We start from the raw sequence: 24,775 nt of genomic DNA on the forward strand, positions 1-24,775 counted from the left end.
AGAAAGTCACAGCTGCCTTCGATGGTGTCATTCGGCTTGCAATATTGACCCCCTAAGCCGGGGGATCGGCGTCCAAAATTGCCCCCCTACAGGTTGGTCTGTTGCGCTGCCTGCTTCGTAACAAAGCAGGTGGTGGAGGATGCTGGTCGTGGAGACGATTGCGCGGATTCGGCGCGAGCACTTCATCAAGGGCAAGACGATCAAGGAGATCGCCCGTGACCTGAAGGTGTCACGGAACACGGTTCGGAAGGTGCTGAGGTCGGGAGAGACCTCCTTCGAGTATGAGCGGCAAGTGCAGCCGCGGCCAAAGCTCGGACGATGGGCAGTCGAACTTGACGGGCTGCTTGCGGCGAACGCGGCTAAATCGGCTCGTGAGCAGCTGACATTGATCCGGATCTTCGAAGAGCTGCGCGGTCGCGGCTATGACGGCGGCTACGATGCGGTGCGACGTTACGCCAGGCGGTGGAGCAAGGAACGCGGGCAATCGACCGCGGCGGCCTATGTCCCGCTGAGTTTTGCGCCAGGCGAAGCCTACCAGTTCGACTGGAGCCATGAGGTGGTGCTGTTGAGCGGAACCACCGTGGTCGTGAAGGTTGCTCACGTCCGGCTCTGCCACAGCCGTATGCTATTTGCCCGGGCGTATCCGCGAGAGACGCAGGAGATGGTGTTCGACGCCCACGACCGAGCGTTCGCGCTGTTCAAGGGCACCTGCACCCGCGGCATCTACGACAACATGAAGACCGCCGTGGAGACGATCTTCGTCGGTAAAGGGCGTCTTTACAATCGCCGGTTTTTGCAGATGTGCAGCCACTATCTGGTCGATCCAGTCGCCTGCACGCCGGCGTCTGGCTGGGAGAAGGGGCAGGTTGAGAACCAGGTCGGGCTGGTCAGGGAACGCTTCTTCACGCCGCGTCTGCGGTTCAAAAACCTCGACGAGTTAAACGCCTGGCTGCTCGACAAATGCATCACCTACGCCAAGGCTCATCGCCATCCGGAACTGGTCGATCAGACGATCTGGGACGTGTTCGAAGTCGAACGCCCTAGGCTCGTTCCCTATGCAGGGCGATTTGACGGCTTCCATGCGGTGACGGCGTCGGTCTCGAAGACCTGCCTGGTGCGCTTCGACAACAACAAGTACTCGGTCGCAGCCAGTGCAGTCGGACGACCGGTCGAGGTTCAAGCCTATGCCGATCGCATCGTGATCCGCCAGGATGGACGTATCGTTGCCGAGCATCAGCGATCCTTTGGCCGCGGCGATACCGTCTACGACCCTTGGCATTATGTGCCGGTGCTCGCCCGCAACCCCGGCGCCTTACGCAACGGCGCTCCCTTCAAGGACTGGGTGCTGCCGGCCGCGATCGAGCGGATCCGGCGCAAGCTTGCCAGCATCGACGATGGCAATCGGCAGATGGTCGACATCCTCAACGCGGTGCTGACTGACGGTCTGCCTGCGGTGGAAGCGGCCTGTGCCGAAGCGCTCAGTCACAGCGTTCATTCCGCCGATGTGGTGCTCAACATCCTGGCCCGTCAACGTGAGCCAGCCCCGCCGGCCAACATCATGACGCCAGCCGCCCTGACGCTCCGTCATGCACCAATCGCCGATTGTGCCCGCTACGACAACCTTCGGAGGACCAACTGATGGAACGAACTCAAATCTTCGACCTCATGGGCGAGCTCAAGCTCTATGGCATGAAGGCTGCCTTCGACGAGATCATGGCAACTGCCGTCAAGCGCCAGCACGAACCTCAGCGTATTGTCGGCGACCTGCTCAACGCCGAGATCAACGAGAAGCAAGCCAGATCTATCAAATACCAGCTCACCATTGCCAAGCTGCCGCTTGCCAAGGACATTGCCGACTTCCAGTTCGACGGCACGCCGATCAATCAGACCCTCGTCAATGATCTTGCTGGCGGCGGCTTCGTCGCCCAACAGCGCAACGTCGTGCTGGTCGGCGGCACCGGCACAGGCAAAACCCACCTGGCCATTGCCATCGCAAGAAGCTGCATCCGATCTGGTGCCCGCGGCCGCTTCTTCAACGTGGTCGACCTCGTCAACCGCCTCGAGACCGAGACCCGCAATGGACGGCAGGGACGGCTTGCCGAGCATCTGACCCGGATGGACTTCATCGTGCTGGACGAACTCGGCTATTTGCCCTTCGCCCAGTCCGGTGGCCAGCTTCTCTTCCACCTCGTCAGCCGGCTCTATGAGCGCGCCTCCGTCATCGTCACCACCAATCTCGCCTTCGGCGAATGGCCCAGCGTGTTCGGCGACGCCAAAATGACCACAGCGTTGCTCGACCGATTGACCCATCACTGCGACATCGTCGAGACCGGCAACGATAGCTGGCGGTTCAAAAGCCGAGACGACGATCACGCCACCCGCGCTCGTCTCGCCTCCGCTATCCCGGCCAGCTCCGACGAGACGAGCGCTACCAGCAAACCCCGCCGCGGAAAGGGGTCAAAATTGGACGCCGATGAAGGGTCAAATTTGCAAGCCGATTGACACTTTACACTTCTGGATCTGAAATGCGGGTCAGCATCCTCACGTGCGGTCCCGCCCGTTTGAAGACCGGCTCCCAAAACGCATAGGCGTTCTCGACGAAACTCGCGGTTACGGAGAACTTCGTGAGCGCCGCCCGATATGCGGCCTGGCGCCCGCAGCCCTGTCCCTCGACAAGGTGCCAGATGAACTGAGCGACCTGGCGCGTGTACGTGCTCGGACGACCTCGGTGGTTGGGTACGATCTCAAGTCGCTTGGTCCCGGTGTCACGCGTCTCCGGTTCGGTGATATTGGCAAGCCAAATGAAGATTGATGGATCAATGCTCGCGGGATAGCCGTCGCGCTTGAGCTGCTGATTGATGATAGAGAACGCGCTGGCGGCTTCCCTGAAGCACTCGCTCAGGATGAAGTTCGCCTGGTTCTCCAGCTTGCCGCTCCGAAGATCGTCGAGCAATCTGACCGCCTCGTCGGTGAGCCGCCGCATATATCGCGGTTGCGACTGTCCCGCGCTGTCGGCTGGTTCCTTCTGCATGATTAATTCGGCCGCATCCGCGCGAAACCCCGTTGCGGCTTCTTTGAGAACGGTCAAAAAATTGCTTTCAAGTCCGGAAGCGACGACGGTTTTCGACGCCGCTTCGCCTCCCACCCGCGTCTCTACGAGGCCGTTTGCATGGTCCAAGGCAGCATTCAGGCTGGCTTTGATGTTTTCAGAAGCTCTGTCTTGAGAGTCTTCGGCAACCTTCACCATCATCTCGGTGGTAGTGTCGGAATCTAGGAGTTCGTCCTTGCGCGGCGCCGCCGCATTCCGAGATTCAAGCACCGCAACGGGACTCGGAGCCGTCGCTTGCCTTGCAAGAATTGTTTGATCAGACGTATTCGGGCCTGAGTGCTCCGATCGCAGATTGGAAGCAGCAATCCCGCGGGGCAGCACAAACAGGCCATCGTCAACGGCTCGGCTCGCCGCCGCGGTAAGCTCCACGAGCGAGCGTCGCGCGCAGCGCGTCTGCCTAGTACGCGGCTTTTTCGTTTCTTGCGTGTGGTTCATGATCTGACGACCCCTCGACAAGCTTCTTCAAGATCCAGCGCCACAGCTCACGAACTTCCTCCGAGGCTCTTCCCTCTTGTGCAAACTCCGTCACGCCTAATCCTGCCCCAAGCGCGTCCTGATGGTCATTGCGCTGTCCGACATAGGGAAGCGCGAGCACCCCGAGCGAATTGAGCGACGTCGCGGCTTCACTCACGCGGCAGCCCCGCGGTGGCGTCTGAGCGAGGACGAAAGCAAATCGGCGGTTGAGCCTACGAATAGCAATCAGCGTCGGTATCGCAGCTTCGATGTCGGCGGGACTCGGACGCACCGGGATCAGGCAAAGATCGGCCCTCGCGATGGCGCGCATGGCCAGTGCATTGTTCGTGGCGGCGGTATCGATAACCGTAAGCCAGATCCCCTCGGCTTCAAGGCTGACGAGCGCCCGTTCTATTTCGGCCGAATCAGCGACCCGAACGACCCGGGGATCGGGATGGCGGCGCCGCTCTTTCCATTTTGAAATCGTGCCTTGTGGATCCGCCTCGACAATTGCGACGCGCTCCCCGTTCCCCAACGCTGCGACTGCAATTCCGACCGCCAGCGTGCTCTTGCCGCTTCCGCCTTTTTGGGTGACCAGAGCAAGGACATACATCTTCTACGCGTCCCGGACGACAACGACATGAAACGCACGAGTCGTCGACATCGAGCCTACCCTTCCCGATGGTGGGTCGCATCAAGAGCGAACGTGGAAATCGCAGCCAAATCGAGGCCCAGCCATTAACGATATACCGCGCAATACGTCGGCCAAGGGCCGCGAGAATCACCACGACGTGGCTTTGTAAAATAGCCCATTATTCGGCCGTGTCACGGATCTTCGCGAAAGGATTGCTGAGCACCGTCGTACAAGCATGAAAGCAGAGCCTGCTCGCCTCTCTGGAATGGACACGGCAAGAAGCGGCTGTCGCAGTTGCAGCAAGATGCTGCCTCCTACCAGATTGGAGAGGTGATCTGCCTGCCAGCTCGAACTATCGAGCTAACCACAACTTGGGGACAAGCTACGCAATATTTTTCCGTGCTCAGCAGGAGGACTCTCGGATGAAGTGCAACAAGCAATTGTCGCTCGCGAGCATCATTGCGTTCGGGACGATCGCTTTTGGGAGCGGAAGTTTAGCTGCTGATTTGCCTGCGGCACCTGTCGTCAAAGCGCCGGCTCCCGTTTATCCTCTCTTCAGCTGGACTGGAGGTTACATCGGCGGCAGTGTAGGCTCGGGTTGGGGTACCAGCCAGACCGACCTCGCTGTGGGCAATACATTCATTGGCGCCCCCGTCAACCAGACCGTAAACCAGCTCATCGGCGGCACTGCCGATTTGAATGTGCCATTGCCGCAGGTGCAGCTGAACGGCTTCCTCGGCGGCGTACAAGCCGGTTACAATTTCCAGTCCGGTGTGATGGTCTACGGCGTGGAAAGCGATTTTTTATGGAGTGGTATCAAGGGGCGCACTGGCTGCTTTGTGGTCTTGAACTGCACGAACGACACCAAATGGATTGCCGATATCACCGGACGGGTCGGCGTCACGGTGGGCGACCGCGGCCTAGTCTACATCAAGGGCGGCGCAGCTTGGGCCGATTCCAGCATCGGCATCAACCAGTCCTTTGCCGTTACATCGAACTTGGGGGCTGGCTTTGCTGCTAACGGTGCTGCCGATGGCCGAGCGACCAAGAACATATTTGGCGGCACATTGGGTGCGGGCATCGAGTATGCCTTCCTGCCCGGCTGGTCAGCCAAAGTTGAGTATGACTACTTCGATTTCGGCAGGCAAGACGTAAAGCTGCCGGTTTCGGTAGTCGAGAACACGGCGATTGGTGATGAACCTAGTAACACCGAGAATATCCGTTCAGAAACTTCAGACCTCGCTGCAGGCGAAAGCTAAGGCTGAACCAGATTATCGATTCTACTCTCTTTGGGACAAAATCTGCAGACTGGATGTGCTGGAGGAAGCCTACAGGCGCTGCCGAGCAAACCGGGGGTCGCCGGGGGCGGATGGCATCACATTTGCTCAGATCGAAACCGAGGGACGCGAACGATGGCTGGAAAATGTCAGACAGGAGCTGACGGCGGGTGACTACCGACCGCAGCCCCTTCTGAGGGTATGGATACCGAAGAGCAATGGCGGACGCCGACCGCTCAGCATTCCAACCGTAAAAGACCGAACGGTCATGACGGCGGCGATGCTGGTGATCGGCGCCATCTTCGAAGCGGACCTGCTGGAGAACCAGTATGGCTTCCGCCCGAAGGTGGACGCCAAGATGGCAGTGCGCCGCGTGTTCTGGCACATCAGAGATCATCGGCGATCAGAGATCGTCGATGCGGACCTGAGGGATTACTTCACCTCGATTCCGCATGCACCACTGATGAAATGCCTCACACGCAGGATCGCCGATGGTCGGCTTCTTTCGATGATCAAAGGCTGGCTGACAGTCGCGGTTATCGAGAAGGACGGCCGGCGGATCACAAGGACGGCGGAGGCTCGGACGAAGAAAAGAGGAACTCCACAAGGCTCACCTTTGAGCCCGTTGTTGGCGAATCTCTACTTTCGTCGGTTTCTGCTGGCTTGGCGCAAACACGGACACCAAGATCAACTCGATGCGCATATCGTGAATTACGCGGATGACTTCGTGATCTGCTGTCGCCCCGGTTCGTCCGAGACGGCAATGGCGCGGATGCAGACGCTAATGAACAGGCTCGGGTTGGAGGTGAACGATACCAAGACGCGACTCGCTCGGGTCCCAGAGGATAGCGTAACATTCCTCGGGTATACGATCGGACGCTTCTATGGAAAGGGAGGTCAAGCCTTTCTTGGCACAAGACCTTCCAAGAAAGCCGTTCGACGATTGCTCAGACAGGTCCACGACCGCACGACACGTCAGTGGTATCCGGACTCACCGGAGAACACAGTCGCTGTCATCAACCGCTTCCTACGCGGCTGGTGCGGCTACTTCGACCAAGGTCCAGTGGTGGAAACTTACAACCTCATTCGGCAATACGTCGACCGTCGTCTGCGTCATTGGTTGGTCCAGCGCACCGGGGCACGTGGCCGGGGCTTCAACCGTTACTCGCAGGAATACCTGCATGAAACGCTTGGCCTCTACCGCCTCCCAAGAGCGCGTGCCGACGTGCCGAGAGCGAAGGCTTGATGGGTTGAGAGAAAGCCGGATGCGGGAAATCCGCACGTCCGGTTTGACGAGCGGCGACTGGAAACGGAGCCATGGTCCGAAATGAGCCACCGGCACTCAGCGAAAGCTGCCGGCCAACGGCAACTCCTCGGAACCTGTAGCCACCGCGTCAGTCGTCGACTCTACCGAGCTCGATGCGACCATCGGTCAGAAATCGTTCGAAGATGGCACGGCGCGAGACGGCATAGCGGATCGCCTCAGCCAGTTTTGATTTGCCGAAGATCCGACGCAAGGTCTGCTGCCAGAGATCGAAGAGATCTGCGACGATCGCCGCGGAGGCTTGCTGGCGCGCGGCAACGCGAGTGTCGGGGCTTTGACCGCGCATCGTTTTCTCGACCTGCCAGAACTTCGCCATCCGCTCGACCGTCGCCGTTGCCACTTCTGAGCTCCCTGCAACATGCAGCTCGTAGAACTTGCGTCTGCAGTGTGACCAGCAGCCAGCCTGTGATGCAATCATTGCCGCGATCGGATCGCGCGAGCTTGTTATAGGCGGCGTAGCCATCCACCTGCAGGATTCCGCGATAACCATTGAGATGGCGGACCGCGCATTCACCGGAGCGGCTGTCTTCGAAGCGATAAGCCACCATCGGGGGACCGTTGCGGCCAAACGTTCGATCATCCCTGGCATAGGCCCATAAATAGGCCGTCTTTGTCGATCCGGAGCCCGGAGCGAGCGTCTGCAAAGTGGTTTCGTCGGCAAAGACCCGTTCGGCCTTCTTGACCTCGCTGAAGATGTAGTCGGCCATGATCTCGAGCTCGAAGCCGAGCTTGCCCATCCATTGCGCCATCAACTGGCGGTCGAGCTCGACCTTGTCGCGGGCGTAGATAGCCTCCTGCCGGTAGAGCGGCAGGCCATCGGCATATTTGGCGACGGCGATCTGGGCCAGAAGCGCTTCCGTCGCCTGAGACGCCCGCCTTCTCAAGTCCCCGGCGCATCATCTCGACATCCGCAGCGGCGTATCGGTGGGTCGTGGCGACCTGAGCATGGCCAAGCCAAGCCTGAATCGTCAGGAGGTCCACGCCTGACCGGAGAAGCTTCATGGCGAGGGAATGCCGGAAGATGTGCGGCGATATCGGCTTGCCCTCCAAGCTTGGCCTCGTGGACCCGGCCTGGGAGGCGGCACGCCGCACGATGTGTGTCGCGCCGAAACGCGTCAGGCGCTCGTTGTGGACCCCGACGAAGATTGGCCGCGGTTCATGATGGGCGAGGCCGCGTTCGCTCAATAGGTTGGTCAGCGATCGCACCAAATCCTGAGGAATGGGAACGACGCGATCTCGGCGTCCCTTGCCATGAAGCAGCACCTGCGGGCGTCCTCGCTCCAACTGAAGGTCGTTCGCGTTGACGCCGGTCGCTTCGGACACGCGAGCGCCGGTTCTCGCCAAGAAGAGCAGAAAGGCCCGGTCGCGCCGACCGCGGGACGTCGTCTGATCAGGGGCTGCGATGATAGCCTCCACCTCGGCGTTGGTGAGATGATGCGTCACCTCGATGTGGGCCCGTTTGGTGGGGATCCGACGAGCCGGTGAGGTAGTAGGCTGTGTCGCTATAGTTGGCGTGGCCGAGGTAGGTGGCGAGTAAGGGCAGCAGCGCTTGGACGTCCGCGCGCTCGTGGTGCCACAGCCTCAGCCTGGTCACCGCGAACCGGTGCCGGAGATCGTGCGGTCGCAGAGGCTTGCCATTGTCAAGGCCCGCGAGCTTGCGGGCCTTAGCGAAGTTGCTTTGCAAGCCGGTTGCCGACAGACGGCAGCCTCGCGAGCTGAGGAAGAACGCCTCGCCTTTGGGCCTGGGAAACACGGTGTCGCGCTCACGGGCGTATCGACGAAGTTTGGCTGCCTGGGTCGTTGGGTGAACAGGAATCAGGCGGTCTTTACGGAACTTGGTTTTACGGACGAGGATGCCCCCGTTGGTCAGATCGACGTCGCCGCGATCAAGCCTGACCACTTCGCCCGATCGTAACCCCGTGCTGGCCAACAATCCGATTAGCGTCGCCATCGTGCGGCCCCTGAGAGGGGTCCCTGGCGAAATGAAGCTGCATGCGTCGATAAGCGACGTCAGCTCAGCCTCACTTAGGGATGCGCGGCGGCGGAATCGCCCTGGACCACGGGAAAGCTCTGCGCTCCAAGACCTCGGTCTGGGGGTCGTAGACGACCAGGTACTCGTAGAATCGGCGGAGCACGCCGTGACGGACCGCGCGGCTGTCGGCGGCGCCACCGAACGACAGGACGAAGTCCAGCGCCATCGTCCGGGTGGCGGGCGCACCCAGCTGAGATCGCTCGACGTAGCGAACGAAAGCCCGCAGCGTGCCGGCTTCTGGAAGCGGCGACAACAGGTGAGAGGAGGCCTGACTACCTCAAGCAGATTGGTCGCGACGCTCTTTCCAGAGCTCCGATAGTGTGGCGTTAGGTTTACTGAGGCCTTCCGCCGCGGCCCTGTCTTCCTAGAATCCATAGGACCGTTCGGCCCAGCGGAGAAGCACACGCGCATCCCGATCGGGTAAGACCACGCGCTGACTACGCAGGCCCTTGGCGATCGCTTGGCCAACCTCTGGCGCAACTCGATTACCATGGGTCATCAAGAAGAACCAACCAAATGGGACGCCGACCTCACGGTCGATGGCTTCGACGCGATCCATCAGGATATGAACCGAGGCGTCGCCAGCGATCAGCCTCTCTTCCGGCAGATGCCGCGGGCGCGGCACGAATCCGATCTCGCGTGTGCCTTTATCGTCGTAGTCGTAAATGTCGAGCGCCCAGTGCACATAGACCCGCTCGGCCGAAGCGCTTGATTCTTCCCAATCCTGGAAGAAGCGCGTCTCCCGCGGCACGAACTCGAACCAGTCCGGCACCAGTTCAAGAAACGGCGTCTCGGTCGTGCCCTCGCGTGTCGTTTCACGTACCACACGGCGTTCCATCTCTGGCCGCTGCGCCTCGCGCTTCTCGCGCTCGAGGCGGGCACACCGCGTCAGGAAGCTCCGGACATGGACGACGCTGCTGCCTGGGCGCCCAAGCATCCGATAGAGCGGACCAGCGATTACCTTGTCGTCGGACATATCTTCGTGCGTGATCCATGACGGATCGAGTAATTCGCCCTTGCCCCAAGGGCGATATGTCGGATTGACGATCGGCCCGGCACGCCATTCAACTTCCAGACCGAGACGGATTTGCACATAGTCCGCCGCGCCCGGTCCAGTTGGCGCGAAGGCATACACACTGTTGCCGTGCCATTCCGAGATCTGAAGGTCGCTCTCGCGCAGTCGCGTCCAGAGCGCGCCAATGTCGCCATTGTCCTTGGCAAGCTCCGCTTCCATCCACGGCCGGTATTCTGCGATCCGTGTCCCGTCGGCGGCGACCACCGAGCGCGTGTCGCGCCAATACTGCTCGTCAATGCCCGATGTCGAAAACGGAAATCCCGGAAACGCCTCTGTGAGCGCGGCCGCCAGCGCCGCTTCGTCAGATCCGGTCGGAAGACGTGCGAGAACCGCCTCGATCGAGGCGGGATCGGGCAATCGCATTGGGATGTTCTCTGGAGCGTCAGCCATGCCATGATCCTATCATCGGCGGTTGTCGAATTCTGCTCGTTTGCTAGCGCGTCCTATTCACCGCGCGTTCGATCTTTTCCATCGACGCGAGGATTTGCTCGAACCGAGGAGCCTCGCCGAAGATCATTGGCGTCATGTTCGTATAGTCACGCGCGAGCGCGTCGATCATTGCCGCAGTCGGCGCAAGCGCAAACGATCCGGTCACGGCCGAGACGAGATCGTAATCAGGCCGGTTGAAGAACATGAGAGCATGACGGACGCAGTCGGCCCCCAATTCGGCATCTTTGACCGCCGACCGGCCGATGTCGGAGGCGAAGAGGCAATACAGGTCGTAGAAGTGCCGCGAAATGCGCTGGCCTTCCTGGCGCAGCTCACCGCGGCGCTCGAACCAGCGGCGCAGCCCGTGAGCGATCACGATTTTGTCCCAGAACGTGCGCTCGGCGTCGATCGTCGTGACGTTCGGCACCGTCAATTCGAGGCCTGCCACGTCGTCGGCAATGTAAGGACGGATATTCGCCAGGTGGTTCGGGTCAAGCGCCGACTTCGCTCCGGACTCGATCCGGACTGCCGGCCGCACATAGGCCTCGTCGCGCGGTTCAACCTCGGGATACCAGACGAGAAGCGTCTGCCCGTCGGCATCCGACGCGTCGATCTCGAGGCGTCCGCGTCCACTCGTCGCTTCGGCGAGATGTTCGGTCAGGAAGGCGTATAGCGGACCGCTAATATAGCTGCGGCAAGCGTCCCGGATCGCATCCAATCGAGCGCGGCGTTTCTTATTCGACAAGATCGATCTCGAGTTCTTCGACTGAAGCAGACTCGTCGAGATCGTTGCGAAACACCGTTATATCGATGTCTTCGGAAAATCTTTCGATCAGCCCGTATGCCTTCGACAGCGACGTCCCGCCCTTGAAGAGAAGGCGCGGACCTCCTGCGGGCCGTTCGTGATAGAGAGCATTGAGGGTCCAGCAGACCCAAAAATCCTTCTCGACGTTTCCGATCGGCGCACCGAGCCGGTTCGCCGTCGTCAGGAAAAGATCAAGCTTCTCGCCGGGTGCGGCGGAGATGACCTCCTTGTAGGCTGCGCTACTCACGCGTGATCCTCCGCCGCGTCGTCAGGTTCGAGCAAGGGCCTGAGAAAGTCCTGCATCCAGATCGGCATAGCTGAAAGACCTGCACGGAGATCGTCGCGAATCTCCTTTCCATGCTGCGGGTTTGCGAACAGCTTGCTGAGGACGTTCTCTACCGCTTGTCGATCGTCCTTCCCCGCCATCATATCCTGCATCCAATAGAGCGCCTGAACGACGCGCATGCCCGGACGTCCGGCCCAATAAAGACGGCTAGGTGCCGCCGACTTGAAATTGATGACCTGCTTTCCAAGTTTGATCGGCTTCAGGCGAGCGTCGACCAGGACCTCGATGCGCGCCGGCACGGCCGTGGTGAGGCCGAGATCATTCGCGGCAGTCATCCCGTCGACCACGACGCGGGCCTGGTCGCGGCGCGCCACAGCCCTGATGACCGCGCGATAGTCGGGGACCATCGGCTTGCCTGTGAGGTTGCTCTTTCGCGGCCGGTCGTAGAGCCCGCGGTCGATGCGGCGCAACTCGCCAGCCGCAACGAGACGCTGCAACGTCTTGTCGACGGCCGCGCGACTGCCGAGATCAGCGAAATCACCGGGTGTCCATACCTCTGTCGGCGTTGCGTCGATGCGGGCAATGAGCCGCGGGCGGAGGTCTGTGGTCGGTTGATCAAGCATGTCCGAAATATGATGCAAATTTCGGTCGTCGGCAAGATTTGTCCGTCCGAACTATGCAGCATTTTTCGGACGTTCCGTTCCCCAAAGAAGCTCATCCAAGGCGACGAAGAATCAGGCAGTATAGCTATAAGTGGTTGATATAAAAAGTTAATTTGCGGTATTTCTGGCTTAATCTGAACCGGTGCCGGGTGGCTGCCTGCGGCGGCCCCGGCAAGGCGGGTAGCTACCAGAGCGGGTGCGGACGCGGAAGGGCTCGCAGGGGATATTTCAGACATACTGCTGCGACCGGCGGATGCCGGTGACAATTCTTGTTAAATTCAGCTCGCCGAATCAGGCTATCCCGCTGCTCGGGACGTTGCCGACGCAAATTTCGATACCATCGTTAGTTGGCTGCGAATACTGAAAATCATTGCATGTGCAAACGCCCGCCGCGCCAAAGCAGATGCTCCATTTGAGCTCATAGTTGATGCCGAGCACATTGAAAAAACTGCGGCCGTTGACGGATCAGTTCGACCTTGGGGACCAATACCTCTCGGCCCCCGGTGGTGAGCCGCTCAAATCGGCGATCATTTCGGCCCACGACAAGCGCGACGACCAGCCAGTCGTGCTCAAATACTGGCAAAAGACCGGCTCAGCGGTCGACGATGATCTTCGTGAAATTTGGCAGCATGAAATGCGCCAGGCACAGCGTGTGCTCGCCTATCCAGGCGCCGACAAGGTCATCGTCGAACTGCTGCGGTACGGCGAGGCGTCGGATGCCTTCTTTCTGGCCATGCCGCGAGATCTCGCGCCACTCGATACCATGGTCAAGCATGCGCGCCCCGATCACTGGCTGAACAATCTTGATGTCCCGCGCTCGCGCATCGTTCTCTGGCGCAACGCCGAGCGTCTGGCGAAGGCGCTTGAAGCCGTCCACAACCAGGGACTGGTCTATGGCCGTCTCGACAGTTCTTCGGTCTTCACGGCGTCTGCCACAGCGCCCGACTTCCGGCTTGGCAGCTTTGAGTGGTGCGTCCGATTGTCGGAGGCGGACAAAGCGCCGCTCGTCGTCTTTGCGAAATCCGCAGGTGCACCGATTATCATGTCGTTCCTCGACGATTGGCGTGCGCTCGGCCTGTTGCTCGCCGGTCTCCTGAAGCTCGATGCCTCGAGCCTCAGCCGTGGGCTCTCAGCCGTGGAGAACGAATCTGATGCGGCAGGTGAGCGGCTGGCCGTCCTCGAGGCCGGTGAGCGAGACACGCTCAGATGGTTGATCGAGCCTGCGCGCCATCGGGCGGTCGACGCCGAGATTGTTTGCAGACGTATCGGGCGCGCACGAAGGGCGAGACGGAGAATGGCGTCGGCTACGTGAAGAAGAACGCGATCGCCGGTCATTCCTTCCCAAGTTGGGAAGCATTCGAGGCGCATCTCGACAGATGGGAGCGTGATGTTGCGAACGTTCGCATCCAGGGCGCGACCGGCGAGGCGCCCCGATCATCCGCTTTGCGCGTGATGAGATACATCGGTTGAAACCGCTCGGCGGACAGCCGTCGTTCGGACCCTTGCGTGAACTGACCCACGTCGTCGGCAATGATTGCGCCGTCGAGATCGACGCGAACAGCTACTCCGTGCCATGGCGCCTTATTGGCGAGCGCATGGCGGTGACGATCGTGGCCGGGGAAGTGCGGATCCGCCATGGATTGCACCAGGTTGCCGTCCACACTGCAATCGGATGGGCGCCGGCTGCGGGTCGTCGACTCCGCTCATCTCGATGGAGTTGTTAGTCGCAATGGCGCGGTCCGCCCGGCTGAGATCGCGGCGGAGCTGGCGGCGTCCCCACCGCCGTCGTTGTTACGCATGCGCGGCGGCGATCAGGGTGAGACTCTCATCCTGATTGTCGCGCTATATACGCACTCTTGCCGAATACGAAGCCGTGGTCGGAGGAAGCTTAGGCGAGTGTGCGCTGCAGGCGGCTTTCGCGAAGAAATTAATAGCGGGACTATAGCCAGTGGTTTGAAGCCCCGGCTTCATGACATGTTTTACGCATGAAAACTCGTGCGATTGTGGCCTGGAATGTGCGTCGAATCCGCGTAGAGCGAGGTATTTCGCAAGAGAAATTGGCTTACGAAGCGGGGGTTGACCGCTCGTATATGGGGGCTCTTGAGCGGCAATCGAAGAACCCGACAATTGATCTTCTCGAACGCATCGCCGAGACGCTGGACGTTCATTTGTCCGAGTTGTTTATTCGGCCGTCTAAAAGTGCGACGACTCCCAAGACCCTGCCTGGAGGTCGCAAGCCGGCGCGTCCACGTCGCAGGAAGAAGAAATAGTGTAAGCGGCAAGCTGAGGCTGTCGGGCGGCGTCGTTCCATGCGAAGTGACCTCAAGGGACATTCGGCCTTCGACAAAGTCATGCTAGCAATGGACCAAGCGTTTATAGAAGTTCGTGGCTTGTAAGTAGCGTACTGGCTAATCTTCGTTACGGATATATTCCTAATCTCGGCTTAGTCGCGCGACCGAAACCTTCGACGACGAGGACGCTAAAAAGAATGATTTGGCTGACGGATGAGCAACGGGAACGCATCCGCAATCACTTTCTGGAGGAGCGCGCTATCGATAGACGACCGGTCGCAAGCCTACTGCGACGCGCCGGATTCTGGAAGCGGTTCTGCGGAGATCGGCGACCAGGCCCAGGACAGCGATGTGCTTAGCGGCCGTCACGACGACGGGGTACGATAACGTGAATGCTTTGCAAAATGGCGGTTCAGCCCTTCCGCAGGATAATCGCTGAAAGCAACCGCATCATCGGCGTGAACATGAAGTAGGCAGTCGTCCGTTAAGAGCGACCAAGCGACTGATGTGGAATCGTAATCTGACAGACCGGCTTTTTTGCGATTGCAGGGTTTTGATGCTTCAGGGATCGGAACCTTCCAATTTCATTTTCAAGATTCCGTCGAATCGCCAGTCATGATTCCGTGGTCGCATCGGAGGGGGTGATGCGGCCGAAGAAGCAGAAGGCGACGGGATCGGGCGATCTGTTCCGGGCCAGGCTGGACCAGATCATCAATATGAAGCACGAGCTGGTTCAGCTCGCCGGCAGGGTCGACTGGGACTGGATCGATGGGGAGATCGCCCCGCTCTACAGCGAGAACGGCCGGCCAGGCATCGCGACCCGCTTCGTGATTGGGCTGCTGCTGCTCAAGCAGATTTACGGCCTGTCCGACGAAGGGGTGTGCGAGCGCTGGGTCCACGACCCGTATTTCCAGTACTTCACCGGCGAAGAGTTCTTCCAGCATTCATTTCCGCACGAGCGCTCGGACCTGAGCCACTGGCGCAAGCGGCTCGGCGACAAGCTGGAGCTGCTGTTGGCCGAGAGCCTGCGGGTGGCGCACGAAGCCGGCGCGTTACGCAGCCAGGACCTCAAGCGTGTCACGGTCGATACCACCGTGCAGCCGAAGGCGATCACCTTTCCGACCGATGCTAAGCTGCTGCACGCGGCCATCAAGGGGCTCAACCGCATGGCGAGGAAGCACGGGGTCAAGCTGCGGCAGTCCTATCTTCGCGTCGCCAAGACCGCGGCAATGATGGCGGGACGCTACGCCCATGCCAAGCAATTCAGGCGGCATCAGCGGCAGTTGCGCATCCTGCACAGCCGGCTGGGCCGGATCATCCGTACGCATACGACGAGATCCCCGTCGGAGGCGTACGATCATCCGCGATATCGGCCGCAAGATCGAAGGTCGAGCTGTGCTCGAGAACGCCTTCGTCCTCCCGCTCAGCCGCGCTTCGCAGATCCGCTCGCAACAGCAGCGTCAGCGTGGCTGGAAGCATTATTCTTTCCACGCCCCGGAGGTGGAGTGCATCGGCAAGGGCAAGGCAGCCGCGCCTTACAACTCCAGTGAAGAACAGCGCCATTGGCGCACAGTCGCGGCCATTGTCATGAAATCTCAAGGCCGCGTTCTCGATGTGGAAGCTCAGATCCGACGAAGAGCTGAGGGCGCTAAAGTCCGACTTGGCGGACGGCAAGGGAATGACGTTGTTCACTAGGCTCTCGCTTTCGAACGACATCGAGAAGGGAGTGCCGAACAGCCCGGCGAAGAGAACGAGTAGATTCTCAGACAAGTACGACGCCTTTGGGATATGCTTTAGCTTCGCGCCATTGGACGGAGGGCGGTCGATGTTCGCATCGACCGGCAGATTCGTAATCTCGATAGCCGCGGGGCGAGCTGACGGAGGAACCTGCTCCGAGAGAAACGGCAGGATATCGGTCAACGCAACGGCGATCTTCGACCGCACTGCGGAGATCTGCGCAAGATAAGATCCGTAGGCGGTGGCAGGATATTTGATGGGAGCTAGTTCCTTCTGCAAAAATGCTTTTGCTGCATCGGGAAGCACGAAGGAATGTATCTGGGTTTTGTTCATGTCCGGATTCTTCCTATGTATTTGCGATGTCGCTTTCTGGCCACCGCACTACGAGATCCGCTTCGACTGTCCGCCGATCGCCCTCTCGTGCCCAAAGACAACCATGGGCGCCGCAAGAACGTAAAACGATCATTTGTAAACTAGGGTGCGTACTCATAAACTCTGCCGCTGAGAGTAGGCGCACCTATGTCCGCTTGTCCCCCAACAACGGCGCGAAAGCGGACATTGTCGGACTTCCGAGATGGGTCGACGCTTGGCCGCGACCGGCGTCAATGTCAGGAATTTCGTCCACTGGTAAGGCGTATGATCCTGCCAGTCGGAATTGACGAGTTAACGGGATGCATCGCGACATCCGCCCGTCAGAGCGGGGCTCCGATCATTCGGGTAACGTTGGCGTCAGTAAATCGGGGGACATCGTCCATAATTGCGTCGGTGTCGGCGGATGCAAGCGCAGCGTGAAGCGAAGCCTCATCGCGAAACCGATAAAACCCGACGGAAACATCTACCGAATTGACGTCTCGAGGGAAGAAGGCGGCGGCGCTTTCGAGGCCATGCTTCTGCCAGCATGCGAGCGCCAACGGTAGATGCACGTCGACATAATAGTCGCGATCGAAGTATGTGCCGCCGCTGCAGGTCACGACCATTGTTGCATTTGCCATCAGACGACTTTCTACAGAACCTTCGCATTCAGCGCGCGTCCGCTGTTTATGATTGCGATCGATATGTATGTCGGCCGCCGGACGGCCCTTGCCCGGTTTACGCGAACCGTGTGAATCGTCCGGCATCGCGCTGCCCCGCCGATTCGGGCACATATCGAGGATGAGACGGCGGCTTGGACTCTGTTTCGAAAAGACGCGCGGAGGACCGAGCGCCCAGCCGGTGCCGTGCAACCTGCATGTCGACGGCGCGAGCCGGCGCCGTCCCGCTCATCTCAATCCTCGTCTTGCCACCTCCGCAAGGCCGTCTGGTCGTGGTAAGGCATGCGATCTGGCGTGGTGATGAATTCCATCGTGGTGCCCCATGGCATTCGGCAGTAACAGACCTTGTTTCCAAGACCTTTCTCGGTTGCGTAAGGAATCGCGCGCGGCGCGGTGAGGCGTGTGCCTCCGGCCTTTTCGAAGCGCGTGACCGAGGCGTCGATGTCGTCGGTGTAGACACCGAAATGCGTGATGCCGAAGTCGCTCGCTCGGATCGGCTGGGCTTGTTGGGGGCCGTGCATTTCGAACAGCTCGATGTCGGGTCCGGTGCCGATCTTGACCATCGCCTGTCCACGCACGACCGTTCCCGGGAACGCTCCGACGGCCCGCTCGAATTCGGGGCCTTGCCGCGGCGGATCCTGCGGCCCGAAGGACTGATAGATCACCTGGCCGCCGAAAGCTTGCACCAGGAACGATTTCGCGGCTTCTATGTCGGGCACCGTGATGCCGATATGGTTGACGCCGCGGATGATAGGTGTGGTCATGACGGGTTGTCCTTTCTGATTGAATTGATCGATCGTGATGAGTGCGGGGCTCTGTTGCCGCAGTGTCGCGATTTCTCCGGCCCACAACGACACGGGCGCCGAGTTTCAATGGGCTCCGATGAACTCGATCAGAGCGGCTGCGACTGCATCCGGCCGCTCGTCCGCGACATAGTGGCTACAGCGGGCGATCGAGCCGCCCGTTACGTTGCTGGCGAATTCCTCGACCATCGGCACCATATGCGGACCAAAGCGATGATCCCCGCCGAGAGCCAGCACCGGGATCTCGAGCGGTTGCTTCTTGTACTCAAGCGCCGCTGCGTGGTCGGCGGCGAGGGTGCGATACCATTCCATGCCGCCGCGGGTGCGGCCGGGGAGCGCCATTGCTTTGGCGTAGATCTCGACATCCGCCGGATCGAAGCTGCTGTGATCGTAGAACCGCTCGGCCATGAAGCTCGAAACATAGTCGTATTCACGGCCATGGATCAGGCGCTCGGGGAGATCCCGGCTCATGTGGAAACCAAAGTGCCAGAGCGTTGCGATCGTCGCCTCCCATCCGCTCCAGCCGGGAAGCGGAACGTCCAGAACGGCCAGGTGGGTTACGGCCTCTCGATAGACAGCAGCCAGCGGCAAGGCCACCATTCCGCCGATATCATGGCCGCACACTGCGTAGCGTTGATGGCCAAGGGCAGCCATCACTTCGTGCGCGTCGCGCGCCATTGTCGCCTTGTCGTAGCCGCCGAGCGGACAGTCGGAAAAGCCGGCGCCGCGCAGATCGATCGCGACCACGCTGAAATGCGCGGCCAGTTGCGGCATCACATGGTGCCATTCCCACCATGTTTCCGGCCAGCCATGCAGCAGAAGAATCGACGGGCCTGAGCCGCCCGTGACGGCGTTGATCTTGATGCCGTTCACCGGCACCAGCTGTTGGGCAAAACCCTTCAGAGTCGCGATCATGGTCGCTGTCCCGTCGATGTTGACGTTCGATCGGAGCTCGCGACCCGCGTTCCGGGCGGGTCGAAATCGGTAGCGATCGTGATGTCGTGCCAGGCGTCGATATCGCTGCGGAAGGCAGCCAGCTTTCGCTCGGCGGCAGCATGCGCGACCGGGCCGAGCGGCAGGTGAAGCGGGGCGTCGTCGTCGTCGACGGCGCGCAGGATCACTGCGATCGCCTTGTCGGGGTCGCCCGCCTGATTGCCGTTATTGGTTTCGCGATAGTGCCTGCGCGAGGTCCCGGCATATTCCGGCATCTCGTTGGCGGCGACTGTGATCGAACGGCCGAGGAAATCGGTGCGAAACGGCCCAGGCTCCACGATCAGCACTCGGATGCCGAACGGCTTCAACTCGCTGGCGAGCGCTTCGGAAATCCCTTCCACGGCGAACTTGGCGGCGTTGTAGTAACCGCCGCCTCCGCCGCCCGAGATGCCGGCGACGGACGACATATTGACGATCGCTCCGCCCGAGCGCCGCATGACGGGCAGGGCGGCTCTGGTGGCTTCGATCAAACCGAAGAGGTTTACCTCGAACATCGGCCGGTATTCGTCAGACGTCCCCTCCTCAATCGCGCCATGCAGTCCGTATCCGGCATTGTTGACGAGCACGTCGAACCCGCCGAAGGTCTCGACCGCTTTTGCGACCGCGGCCTTGGCTGCCGCCGCATCGGTCACGTCCAGTGGCACGGTGATCATGCGGCCGTCGAAAGGCTCGGCCATATCCTCGATCGTCTTGACACTGCGGGCCGTCGCGACGACCTGATCGCCGCGCTCCGCCGCCGCGAGCGCGAGCCGCTGGCCGAAGCCGCTTGAGCAGCCTGTGATGAGCCAAGTCTTCATGCTTTCTTCTCCGAGTTGTTATCAGACGATGCAAATCGTTCGCCGCTATTGCGACCCGTGATATCGGCCAAGGCCGACCGACTCTCTGCGATCAGAGGCCATGCTCAAGAACTCACCGCTCGGCCGCCCTGGATGACGACGACGCGGCTGCCGATCTTGACCCGGCTATAGAGATCGATGATGTCTTGGTTGATGAGTCGAATGCATCCGCTCGAAACGGCGCGACCGATCGTCTCCGGCTCGGTCGTCCCATGAATGCGGAACATCGTGTCCCGTTCGCCCTGAAAGAGGTACAGCGCGCGTGGTCCAAGGGGATTGCCAAGCCCGCCGGCCATTCCGCTGGCGAGATGGCCATAGCGCGCAGGCTCCCGATTCATCATGTTCTTGGTCGGAGTCCAATGCGGCCATTCCGCCTTTCGCCTAATGGTCGCGGTGCCTGCGAAAGCGAGACCATCCTTGCCAACGCCAATGCCGTAGCGCATGGCCTTTCCGTCGCCCTCGACAAGATAGAGCTGATGAGCAGCCGTATCGATGACAATCGTCCCGACAGGCTCATTCGTCGTATAGTCCACGCGCTGGCGCAACATCGCCGGATCGACGCCGGATATGTCGACGGCTGGTAAGGTGTAAACTCCGTCGACGAGTTGCGCGTACTCACTCGGCGTGCTGATGATATCGGCCTCGACGAGGCCGCTGCGACTGGCACAACCCGAGAGAACGATCGCCATTGCACCGAATACCGAGAACCGCATAGAGCGCCTGGCATCTGAGTTCCTCATATCGAACCGTAACCTTCGCCGCAGTCCAATCGGTGACTCTGTTGCTGATATCCGAACATTGAAGCTCCCAGGAAAGCCAAGCGTGCCATCGGCACAACTGCAATAGGAACCAATTGGTTCCTAATTTTGCTTTTAAAAAAGCATCTCCATCAGGAGATCGGCATCTTTCAGCATCTCGTCGCGGCGTGATCCAACTTTACCAAGCACCCGCATGCCTTGTGCATGTGAGACGATAAAGTGCGCGATGACTTCAGGATCGGACCTATTGGCGATTTCGCCGGCGGCCTGTCCTTTCGCGATCGTTGCAGCGAACAGGGCTTGAAGCCTGGAGAAAAGACGCTTGATCACCTCTGCGATGTCGGGATCTCCCGGCAACATCTCGGCAGCCGTCAACACACCGAAACAACCGCGCACCCCTTTTTTCCCAGACGACAAATCCGCATACCGCACCAACGCGTTGCGGATTGCCGCCTTCGGCGAGGGGGCTGATCGCAGAACCTCCTGGACGTTTCGTACGCCATCGTCGGTGTAGAACTCGAGGGCGCGCAGGAAGACAGATTTCTTGTCACCGAAAGCCTTGTAGAAGCTGCCCTTCGAAAGCTGCATTCCGGCAAGCAGATCAGGCAACGATGCGTCGTGAAACCCACGATCCCAAAAGATTTGCATCGCTCGCCTCACCGCCTCGTCGAGATCGAATTCACGGGGGCGTCCCACAGGAAGTTTGGTATTGATGGTCATCATACGGGCAATATAAACCAAACGGTTCCTAATTGCAATAGTCGATTTATATGCAGGCCTGCGTTGCTCAGGCTGTGAGGACCGTCCAAAATTTTCGTTCGGCCTCAGTAACGGCTCCCGGCATCGCCTCGTAGTTGGTTACATCCTGTCCGACGCCGCCTCGCAAAGGAGGCGAAACGACAATCATGATGCTTCCCCTCTGCTACGCCGTGGCGTGAAAACATAATGACCAGGCGGACGGGTAACTGCCATCCAGGAAGAGACCACATGACGCTCAGCACTACACGTCCTTCTCCGAAAGCCAATGCCTGGCTCAAGCGCTACTATTTCATTCGCTCTGCCGTCGCGGCTCTATGGGCGGTTGCGGCCTTGACGATCGCCAGAGACCGTTCCCATCTCGCGGCCATCCTGCTGGTTGCCTATCCCTTGTGGGATGCCCTCGCCAACTATCTCGACGCGCAACGCAGCAGTGGGCTTGCTTCGAGCAAGAGCCAGATGGTCAATGTCATCATTAGCATTATTACTGCAATAGCGGTCACCATCGCGCTGACGCGGAGCATGAATGCCGTGCTTTTGATCTTCGGGGCATGGGCGGTCGTCGCGGGGCTTCTTCAGCTTGCGACCGGCGTGGGCCGCTGGGGATCGGCCGGCGCACAATGGGCGATGATCCTCAGCGGCGCACAGTCGGCGCTGGCGGGGTGCTTCTTCGTCTACCGGGCGGGGGTTGTTACCAATGTCGGGATTAGTGACGTTGCCGGCTACGCCGCGTTCGGTGCCTTCTACTTTATGGTTTCGGCCGTTTGGCTATGGAGCACCGGCTTGCGTCGCTCTTCTGTGCAAACCACTGCGTAGCACACGTTTGACGGACCTTCATCATGAAGGACCGGCAGCTGTCTTCGATACCGCCGGTTAGCCGATTGATGGTCCCCGCATCAGCCGTCAGGACGGCCCAGCCATCGCGCTGGCGCCGTCCTATCGAGAAAGATCACCACGTTGGCTACTTCGCGGGGCTCGGCGCAACGCCTCAGATCTGCTAATGGGATGGTCCGGCCGTGCTCCTGCCCCGCCAGCGATAAGCTGGCCAGGGGCGCCAAGACAAGGAGCACGCCATGTCCCAGACACCCAGTACTGCGATCGCCGTGATCGGCATCGATATCGGCAAAAACTCGTTCCACGTCGTGGGCCACGATACGCGCGGCGCCATCGTGCTGCGGCAAAAGTGGTCGCGTGGCCAGGTGGAGGCGCGGCTCGCCAATATGCAGCCTTGCCTGATCGGCATGGAAGCCTGCGTCGGCGCACATCATTTGAGCCGCAAACTCGCATCGCTAGGTCACGATGCCAGGTTGATGCCGGCCAAATATGTCCGCCCTTATAGCAAAGGACCGAAGAACGACTTCAATGATGCCGAAGCGATTGCCGAAGCCGTGCAACGCCCGACGATGAAGTTCGTGGCGACCAAGACCGCGGAGCAACTGGATCTGCAGGCGCTGCATCGGGTGCGCGAGCGGCTGGTGTCGCAACGCACCGGCATCATCAACCAGATTCGCGCCTTCATGCTGGAACGCGGGATCGCGGTGCGCCAGGGTATCGGCTTCCTGCGCACAGAACTGCCCACCATCCTTGCCACGCGCACCGATGCCCTGTCGCCACGCATGTTGCGTGTCATCGAGGAGTTGGCAGGCGACTGGCGCCGGCTGGATCAGCGCATCGATAGCCTCTCCGGCGAGATCGAAGCACTGGCCCGTCAAGATCAGGCATGTTCGCGCCTGATGACGGTGCCTGGCATCGGGCCGATCATTTCGAGCGCCATGGTAGCCGCGATCGGCACTGGAGACGTCTTCTCCAAAGGCCGTGACTTCGGCGCCTGGCTCGGACTGGTGCCCAAGCAGATCTCGACGGGAGACCGCACGATCCTCGGCAAAATCTCAAGGCGCGGCAATCGCTACCTGCGCGTTCTGTTCGTGCAGGCGGCATGGGTGGTGCTGGTCAGGATCAAGAACTGGGAACGTTACGGACTCAGATCCTGGATCGAAGCCGCCAAGAAGCGATTGCACCACAACGTGCTAGCGATCGCACTCGCCAACAAGCTTGCCCGCATCGCCTGGGCGGTGCTGGCTAAAGGACGCGCCTTCGAGCTGACAAGGACCAACGATGCAGACGTCCAATCCGCTTGATCGTCGCGCCGTGCTCGGGGCGGTCAAGGCGCGGCCTGGCAACGCCGGAGCCAGCCGCAAGCAAAGCGCAACGGCCGGCCTTGACCGCCCGTGCGCGCGACGCGACGCACGTCCTGCGGGCCGGGACGAAGGAACGGCCCCCGGCTCGAACACAGGAACTGCGAGGTAGGAGGAGCAAGCGATGACGTAACCCCATCAACAGGTTCCAGCCAAGGTCTGCGAGAGGATGAGACGAGATGGAGGTTCGGTCTTCCCGGCGCATGCGAACACTGGTGACCCAAATGGCCCAATCGAGGCCTGTCCGCTAATGAGAACGCACGCGCGCTGATATCCATGATGGCCCGGAGAGAATGCTCCAATCAAAGGCCGGATACATTGATGCAAGACCACTCACCACCTGATCGACGAACCTCTTGCTACGCACGGCCGGACCATACATTGGGTCAGGAACGACAAAACTCAAGGTGAGCATAATCGGTCGGCTTTCGAGTGCATAGCGACCAGTTGAGCCCGACAGCCGAGCCATGATTCAAGCCACACAACGGAAGGGGCCGAATCATGCGCTACGAACTCACGGACTATGAGTGGTCCGTCATTAAGCCGATGTTGCCGAATAAGTCGCGCGGCGTGCCGCGGGTGAATGACCGTCGTGTCCTCAACGGCATCTTCTGGGTCTTGCGATCCGGAGCGCCATGGCGCGACCTGCCAGAAAACTTCGGTCCGTACACCACTTGCTACAATCGATTCGTTCGCTGGCGACGGGCCGGCGTGTGGGCCAAGCTCATGAGCGCACTGGCCGGCGCCCATGATGCTGCCGTGCAGATGATCGACACTTCCATTGTTCGCGTACATCAACATGGGGCCTGCATCACAAGAAACTGGCGTCAATCGATGGGAAGGTCACGCGGCGGTCTGACGAGCAAAATCCACGCGGTGGTCGACAGCAATGGTCTACCGGTACAACTTGCGTTGAGTCCTGGCGAGGCGCACGACGTTCGACTTGCCGGTAAACTGCTCTCTCGTTTGAGATCCGGATCAATGCTGCTCGCCGACCGCGGCTACGACGCTGACTGGATCAGGGAGCTTGCCATGAAAAAGGGCGCATGGGCCAATATCCCGCCGAAAAGCAATCGGACCGATCCGATCTGCTTCAGCCCGTATCTCTACCGCGCCCGCAACCGCGTCGAGCGGTTCTTCAACAGGATCAAACAATGCCGTCGGGTGGCGACGCGCTACGACAGGCTTGCTGGAAACTACCTTGCCTTCATCCAACTTGCATCTATCCGGCTATGGCTCGCCGCTCGTTATGAGTCCGCGCCCTAGTCACATGAATCTAAAGTTCGCCA

23 protein-coding genes and 5 pseudogenes are annotated in these 24,775 nt (G+C 60.2%); 12 read left to right on the top strand and 16 right to left on the bottom strand.

Annotation, left to right across the window (positions count from 1 at the left end):
- Positions 1–139: 139 nt before the first annotated feature.
- Together istA and istB are read left to right on the top strand one after the other, a co-directional pair.
- Positions 140–1,630 (top strand): annotated as a pseudogene (gene istA / locus IC50_RS35485) (IS21 family transposase); the annotation flags it as partial.
- An 8-nt stretch (positions 1,631–1,638) separates the two neighbouring features.
- Complete coding sequence (istB, locus tag IC50_RS35490; RefSeq protein WP_035716087.1) at positions 1,639–2,502, top strand: IS21-like element helper ATPase IstB; 864 nt, start codon at positions 1,639–1,641, stop codon at positions 2,500–2,502.
- A gap of 4 nt (positions 2,503–2,506) precedes the next feature.
- Here istB and IC50_RS35495 read toward each other — a convergent pair whose 3' ends face one another.
- Both IC50_RS35495 and IC50_RS35500 read right to left on the bottom strand, forming a co-directional pair.
- Positions 2,507–3,544, bottom strand: a complete 1,038-nt coding sequence (locus tag IC50_RS35495; protein ID WP_011090917.1) for a hypothetical protein — start codon at positions 3,542–3,544, stop codon at positions 2,507–2,509.
- Positions 3,507–4,175 (bottom strand): AAA family ATPase, encoded by a 669-nt coding sequence (locus IC50_RS35500; RefSeq protein WP_011090916.1) that lies wholly within the window; start codon positions 4,173–4,175, stop codon positions 3,507–3,509. Before IC50_RS35500 ends, IC50_RS35495 begins: the two co-directional genes overlap by 38 nt.
- A 443-nt stretch (positions 4,176–4,618) precedes the next feature.
- Here IC50_RS35500 and IC50_RS35505 point away from each other — a divergent pair, with 443 nt between their 5' ends.
- Together IC50_RS35505 and ltrA are read left to right on the top strand one after the other, a co-directional pair.
- Positions 4,619–5,455 carry an outer membrane protein gene (locus IC50_RS35505; RefSeq protein ID WP_011090915.1) on the top strand — a complete coding sequence of 279 codons (837 nt, stop codon included), beginning with the start codon at positions 4,619–4,621 and terminating at the stop codon, positions 5,453–5,455.
- Positions 5,391–6,719, top strand: coding sequence for a group II intron reverse transcriptase/maturase (gene ltrA / locus IC50_RS35510; RefSeq protein WP_014498615.1), 1,329 nt, complete (start codon positions 5,391–5,393; stop codon positions 6,717–6,719). The genes IC50_RS35505 and ltrA overlap by 65 nt, the downstream gene beginning before the upstream one ends.
- Positions 6,720–6,885: 166 nt before the next feature.
- Here the strand turns inward: ltrA and tnpC are convergent.
- From tnpC to IC50_RS35535, 7 genes and pseudogenes are all read right to left on the bottom strand, one after another.
- Positions 6,886–7,657 (bottom strand): annotated as a pseudogene (gene tnpC / locus IC50_RS35515) (IS66 family transposase); the annotation flags it as partial.
- A gap of 103 nt (positions 7,658–7,760) precedes the next feature.
- A pseudogene (locus IC50_RS39740) lies at positions 7,761–8,240 on the bottom strand (tyrosine-type recombinase/integrase); the annotation flags it as partial.
- Complete coding sequence (locus IC50_RS35520; protein WP_309248222.1) at positions 8,188–9,240, bottom strand: tyrosine-type recombinase/integrase; 1,053 nt, start codon at positions 9,238–9,240, stop codon at positions 8,188–8,190. The gene IC50_RS35520 and the pseudogene IC50_RS39740, both read right to left, overlap by 53 nt.
- Positions 9,194–10,294 carry a hypothetical protein gene (locus tag IC50_RS35525; protein ID WP_018647441.1) on the bottom strand — a complete coding sequence of 367 codons (1,101 nt, stop codon included), beginning with the start codon at positions 10,292–10,294 and terminating at the stop codon, positions 9,194–9,196. Before IC50_RS35525 ends, IC50_RS35520 begins: the two co-directional genes overlap by 47 nt.
- Before the next feature lie 43 nt (positions 10,295–10,337).
- The gene (locus tag IC50_RS35530; protein ID WP_425332940.1) at positions 10,338–11,051 is read right to left on the bottom strand and encodes a nucleotidyl transferase AbiEii/AbiGii toxin family protein; all 714 of its coding nucleotides are present in this window, start codon (positions 11,049–11,051) and stop codon (positions 10,338–10,340) included.
- A 16-nt stretch (positions 11,052–11,067) separates the two neighbouring features.
- Positions 11,068–11,385, bottom strand: coding sequence for a nucleotidyl transferase AbiEii/AbiGii toxin family protein (locus tag IC50_RS44090; protein WP_014498609.1), 318 nt, complete (start codon positions 11,383–11,385; stop codon positions 11,068–11,070).
- Positions 11,382–12,047 (bottom strand): DUF6088 family protein, encoded by a 666-nt coding sequence (locus tag IC50_RS35535; protein WP_014498608.1) that lies wholly within the window; start codon positions 12,045–12,047, stop codon positions 11,382–11,384. Before IC50_RS35535 ends, IC50_RS44090 begins: the two co-directional genes overlap by 4 nt.
- 466 nt (positions 12,048–12,513) lie before the next feature.
- Between IC50_RS35535 and IC50_RS35540 the strand changes: the two genes are divergently transcribed.
- Complete coding sequence (locus tag IC50_RS35540) at positions 12,514–13,398, top strand: hypothetical protein (RefSeq protein WP_014498607.1); 885 nt, start codon at positions 12,514–12,516, stop codon at positions 13,396–13,398.
- Between the two features lie 19 nt (positions 13,399–13,417).
- Here IC50_RS35540 and IC50_RS44095 read toward each other — a convergent pair whose 3' ends face one another.
- Positions 13,418–13,723 carry a transposase gene (locus IC50_RS44095; RefSeq protein ID WP_202557294.1) on the bottom strand — a complete coding sequence of 102 codons (306 nt, stop codon included), beginning with the start codon at positions 13,721–13,723 and terminating at the stop codon, positions 13,418–13,420.
- Between IC50_RS44095 and IC50_RS44100 the strand changes: the two are divergent.
- The 4 genes and pseudogenes from IC50_RS44100 to IC50_RS35555 form a co-directional block, all read left to right on the top strand.
- A pseudogene (locus tag IC50_RS44100) lies at positions 13,646–13,810 on the top strand (Mu transposase domain-containing protein); the annotation flags it as partial. The gene IC50_RS44095 and the pseudogene IC50_RS44100 sit on opposite strands and share 78 nt — an antisense overlap.
- Positions 13,811–14,071: 261 nt before the next feature.
- A complete protein-coding gene (locus IC50_RS39745; protein ID WP_014498605.1) occupies positions 14,072–14,356 on the top strand; it encodes a helix-turn-helix domain-containing protein in 285 nt (94 codons plus the stop codon).
- Between the two features lie 665 nt (positions 14,357–15,021).
- A pseudogene (locus tag IC50_RS35550) lies at positions 15,022–15,916 on the top strand (IS5 family transposase); the annotation flags it as partial.
- Positions 15,917–15,989: 73 nt separating this feature from the next.
- Complete coding sequence (locus IC50_RS35555) at positions 15,990–16,343, top strand: hypothetical protein (protein ID WP_014498603.1); 354 nt, start codon at positions 15,990–15,992, stop codon at positions 16,341–16,343.
- 463 nt (positions 16,344–16,806) lie between these two features.
- On the opposite strand, the gene IC50_RS42210 is transcribed toward IC50_RS35555, so the two are convergent.
- The 6 genes from IC50_RS42210 to IC50_RS35585 all read right to left on the bottom strand — a co-directional run bounded on the left by IC50_RS42210 (position 16,807) and on the right by IC50_RS35585 (position 21,276).
- Positions 16,807–17,232 (bottom strand): hypothetical protein, encoded by a 426-nt coding sequence (locus IC50_RS42210; RefSeq protein WP_223153792.1) that lies wholly within the window; start codon positions 17,230–17,232, stop codon positions 16,807–16,809.
- 146 nt (positions 17,233–17,378) lie between these two features.
- A complete protein-coding gene (locus tag IC50_RS35565; RefSeq protein ID WP_026192141.1) occupies positions 17,379–17,909 on the bottom strand; it encodes a VOC family protein in 531 nt (176 codons plus the stop codon).
- 105 nt (positions 17,910–18,014) lie between these two features.
- On the bottom strand, positions 18,015–18,863 hold the full coding sequence (locus IC50_RS35570) for an alpha/beta fold hydrolase (protein ID WP_011090907.1): 849 nt from the start codon (positions 18,861–18,863) through the stop codon (positions 18,015–18,017).
- Positions 18,860–19,738, bottom strand: coding sequence for an oxidoreductase (locus IC50_RS35575; protein ID WP_011090906.1), 879 nt, complete (start codon positions 19,736–19,738; stop codon positions 18,860–18,862). The genes IC50_RS35570 and IC50_RS35575 overlap by 4 nt, the downstream gene beginning before the upstream one ends.
- A 104-nt stretch (positions 19,739–19,842) precedes the next feature.
- Positions 19,843–20,490, bottom strand: a complete 648-nt coding sequence (locus IC50_RS35580; RefSeq protein WP_014498601.1) for a L,D-transpeptidase — start codon at positions 20,488–20,490, stop codon at positions 19,843–19,845.
- Positions 20,491–20,649: 159 nt separating this feature from the next.
- Positions 20,650–21,276, bottom strand: a complete 627-nt coding sequence (locus IC50_RS35585; protein WP_223153791.1) for a TetR/AcrR family transcriptional regulator — start codon at positions 21,274–21,276, stop codon at positions 20,650–20,652.
- A 246-nt stretch (positions 21,277–21,522) separates the two neighbouring features.
- Between IC50_RS35585 and IC50_RS35590 the strand changes: the two genes are divergently transcribed.
- The 3 genes from IC50_RS35590 to IC50_RS39750 all read left to right on the top strand — a co-directional run bounded on the left by IC50_RS35590 (position 21,523) and on the right by IC50_RS39750 (position 24,752).
- Entirely contained in the window at positions 21,523–22,107 is a 585-nt protein-coding gene (locus tag IC50_RS35590; protein ID WP_009734588.1) for a DUF308 domain-containing protein, read from the top strand.
- Positions 22,108–22,364: 257 nt separating this feature from the next.
- Positions 22,365–23,429 (top strand): IS110 family transposase, encoded by a 1,065-nt coding sequence (locus IC50_RS35595; protein ID WP_011088795.1) that lies wholly within the window; start codon positions 22,365–22,367, stop codon positions 23,427–23,429.
- 558 nt (positions 23,430–23,987) lie between these two features.
- The gene (locus tag IC50_RS39750) at positions 23,988–24,752 is read left to right on the top strand and encodes an IS5 family transposase (RefSeq protein ID WP_014498598.1); all 765 of its coding nucleotides are present in this window, start codon (positions 23,988–23,990) and stop codon (positions 24,750–24,752) included.
- Positions 24,753–24,775: the final 23 nt, after the last annotated feature.

The sequence above is a fragment of the Bradyrhizobium genomosp. I (2014) genome (assembly GCF_000261685.1).
Classification (GTDB): Bacteria; Pseudomonadota; Alphaproteobacteria; order Rhizobiales; family Xanthobacteraceae; genus Bradyrhizobium.

Excerpts from the sequence above, each read along its gene's own strand:
- ltrA (WP_014498615.1), top strand. The coding sequence starts at position 5,391 with ATGAACCTAGTAACACCGAGAATATCCGTTCAGAAACTTCAGACCTCG.
- IC50_RS35590 (WP_009734588.1), top strand. The coding sequence starts at position 21,523 with ATGACGCTCAGCACTACACGTCCTTCTCCGAAAGCCAATGCCTGGCTC.
- IC50_RS42210 (WP_223153792.1), bottom strand. The coding sequence starts at position 17,232 with ATGCCGGACGATTCACACGGTTCGCGTAAACCGGGCAAGGGCCGTCCG.
- IC50_RS35575 (WP_011090906.1), bottom strand. The coding sequence starts at position 19,738 with ATGAAGACTTGGCTCATCACAGGCTGCTCAAGCGGCTTCGGCCAGCGG.
- IC50_RS35525 (WP_018647441.1), bottom strand. The coding sequence starts at position 10,294 with ATGGCTGACGCTCCAGAGAACATCCCAATGCGATTGCCCGATCCCGCC.
- IC50_RS44095 (WP_202557294.1), bottom strand. The coding sequence starts at position 13,723 with ATGGCGGATCCGCACTTCCCCGGCCACGATCGTCACCGCCATGCGCTC.
- istB (WP_035716087.1), top strand. The coding sequence starts at position 1,639 with ATGGAACGAACTCAAATCTTCGACCTCATGGGCGAGCTCAAGCTCTAT.
- IC50_RS39750 (WP_014498598.1), top strand. The coding sequence starts at position 23,988 with ATGCGCTACGAACTCACGGACTATGAGTGGTCCGTCATTAAGCCGATG.
- IC50_RS35500 (WP_011090916.1), bottom strand. The coding sequence starts at position 4,175 with ATGTATGTCCTTGCTCTGGTCACCCAAAAAGGCGGAAGCGGCAAGAGC.
- IC50_RS35495 (WP_011090917.1), bottom strand. The coding sequence starts at position 3,544 with ATGAACCACACGCAAGAAACGAAAAAGCCGCGTACTAGGCAGACGCGC.
- IC50_RS35520 (WP_309248222.1), bottom strand. The coding sequence starts at position 9,240 with ATGCGCGTGTGCTTCTCCGCTGGGCCGAACGGTCCTATGGATTCTAGG.
- IC50_RS35555 (WP_014498603.1), top strand. The coding sequence starts at position 15,990 with ATGTGGAAGCTCAGATCCGACGAAGAGCTGAGGGCGCTAAAGTCCGAC.
- IC50_RS35540 (WP_014498607.1), top strand. The coding sequence starts at position 12,514 with ATGCCGAGCACATTGAAAAAACTGCGGCCGTTGACGGATCAGTTCGAC.
- IC50_RS35595 (WP_011088795.1), top strand. The coding sequence starts at position 22,365 with ATGTCCCAGACACCCAGTACTGCGATCGCCGTGATCGGCATCGATATC.
- IC50_RS39745 (WP_014498605.1), top strand. The coding sequence starts at position 14,072 with ATGAAAACTCGTGCGATTGTGGCCTGGAATGTGCGTCGAATCCGCGTA.
- IC50_RS35505 (WP_011090915.1), top strand. The coding sequence starts at position 4,619 with ATGAAGTGCAACAAGCAATTGTCGCTCGCGAGCATCATTGCGTTCGGG.
- IC50_RS35535 (WP_014498608.1), bottom strand. The coding sequence starts at position 12,047 with ATGCTTGATCAACCGACCACAGACCTCCGCCCGCGGCTCATTGCCCGC.
- IC50_RS35565 (WP_026192141.1), bottom strand. The coding sequence starts at position 17,909 with ATGACCACACCTATCATCCGCGGCGTCAACCATATCGGCATCACGGTG.
- IC50_RS35570 (WP_011090907.1), bottom strand. The coding sequence starts at position 18,863 with ATGATCGCGACTCTGAAGGGTTTTGCCCAACAGCTGGTGCCGGTGAAC.
- IC50_RS35580 (WP_014498601.1), bottom strand. The coding sequence starts at position 20,490 with ATGCGGTTCTCGGTATTCGGTGCAATGGCGATCGTTCTCTCGGGTTGT.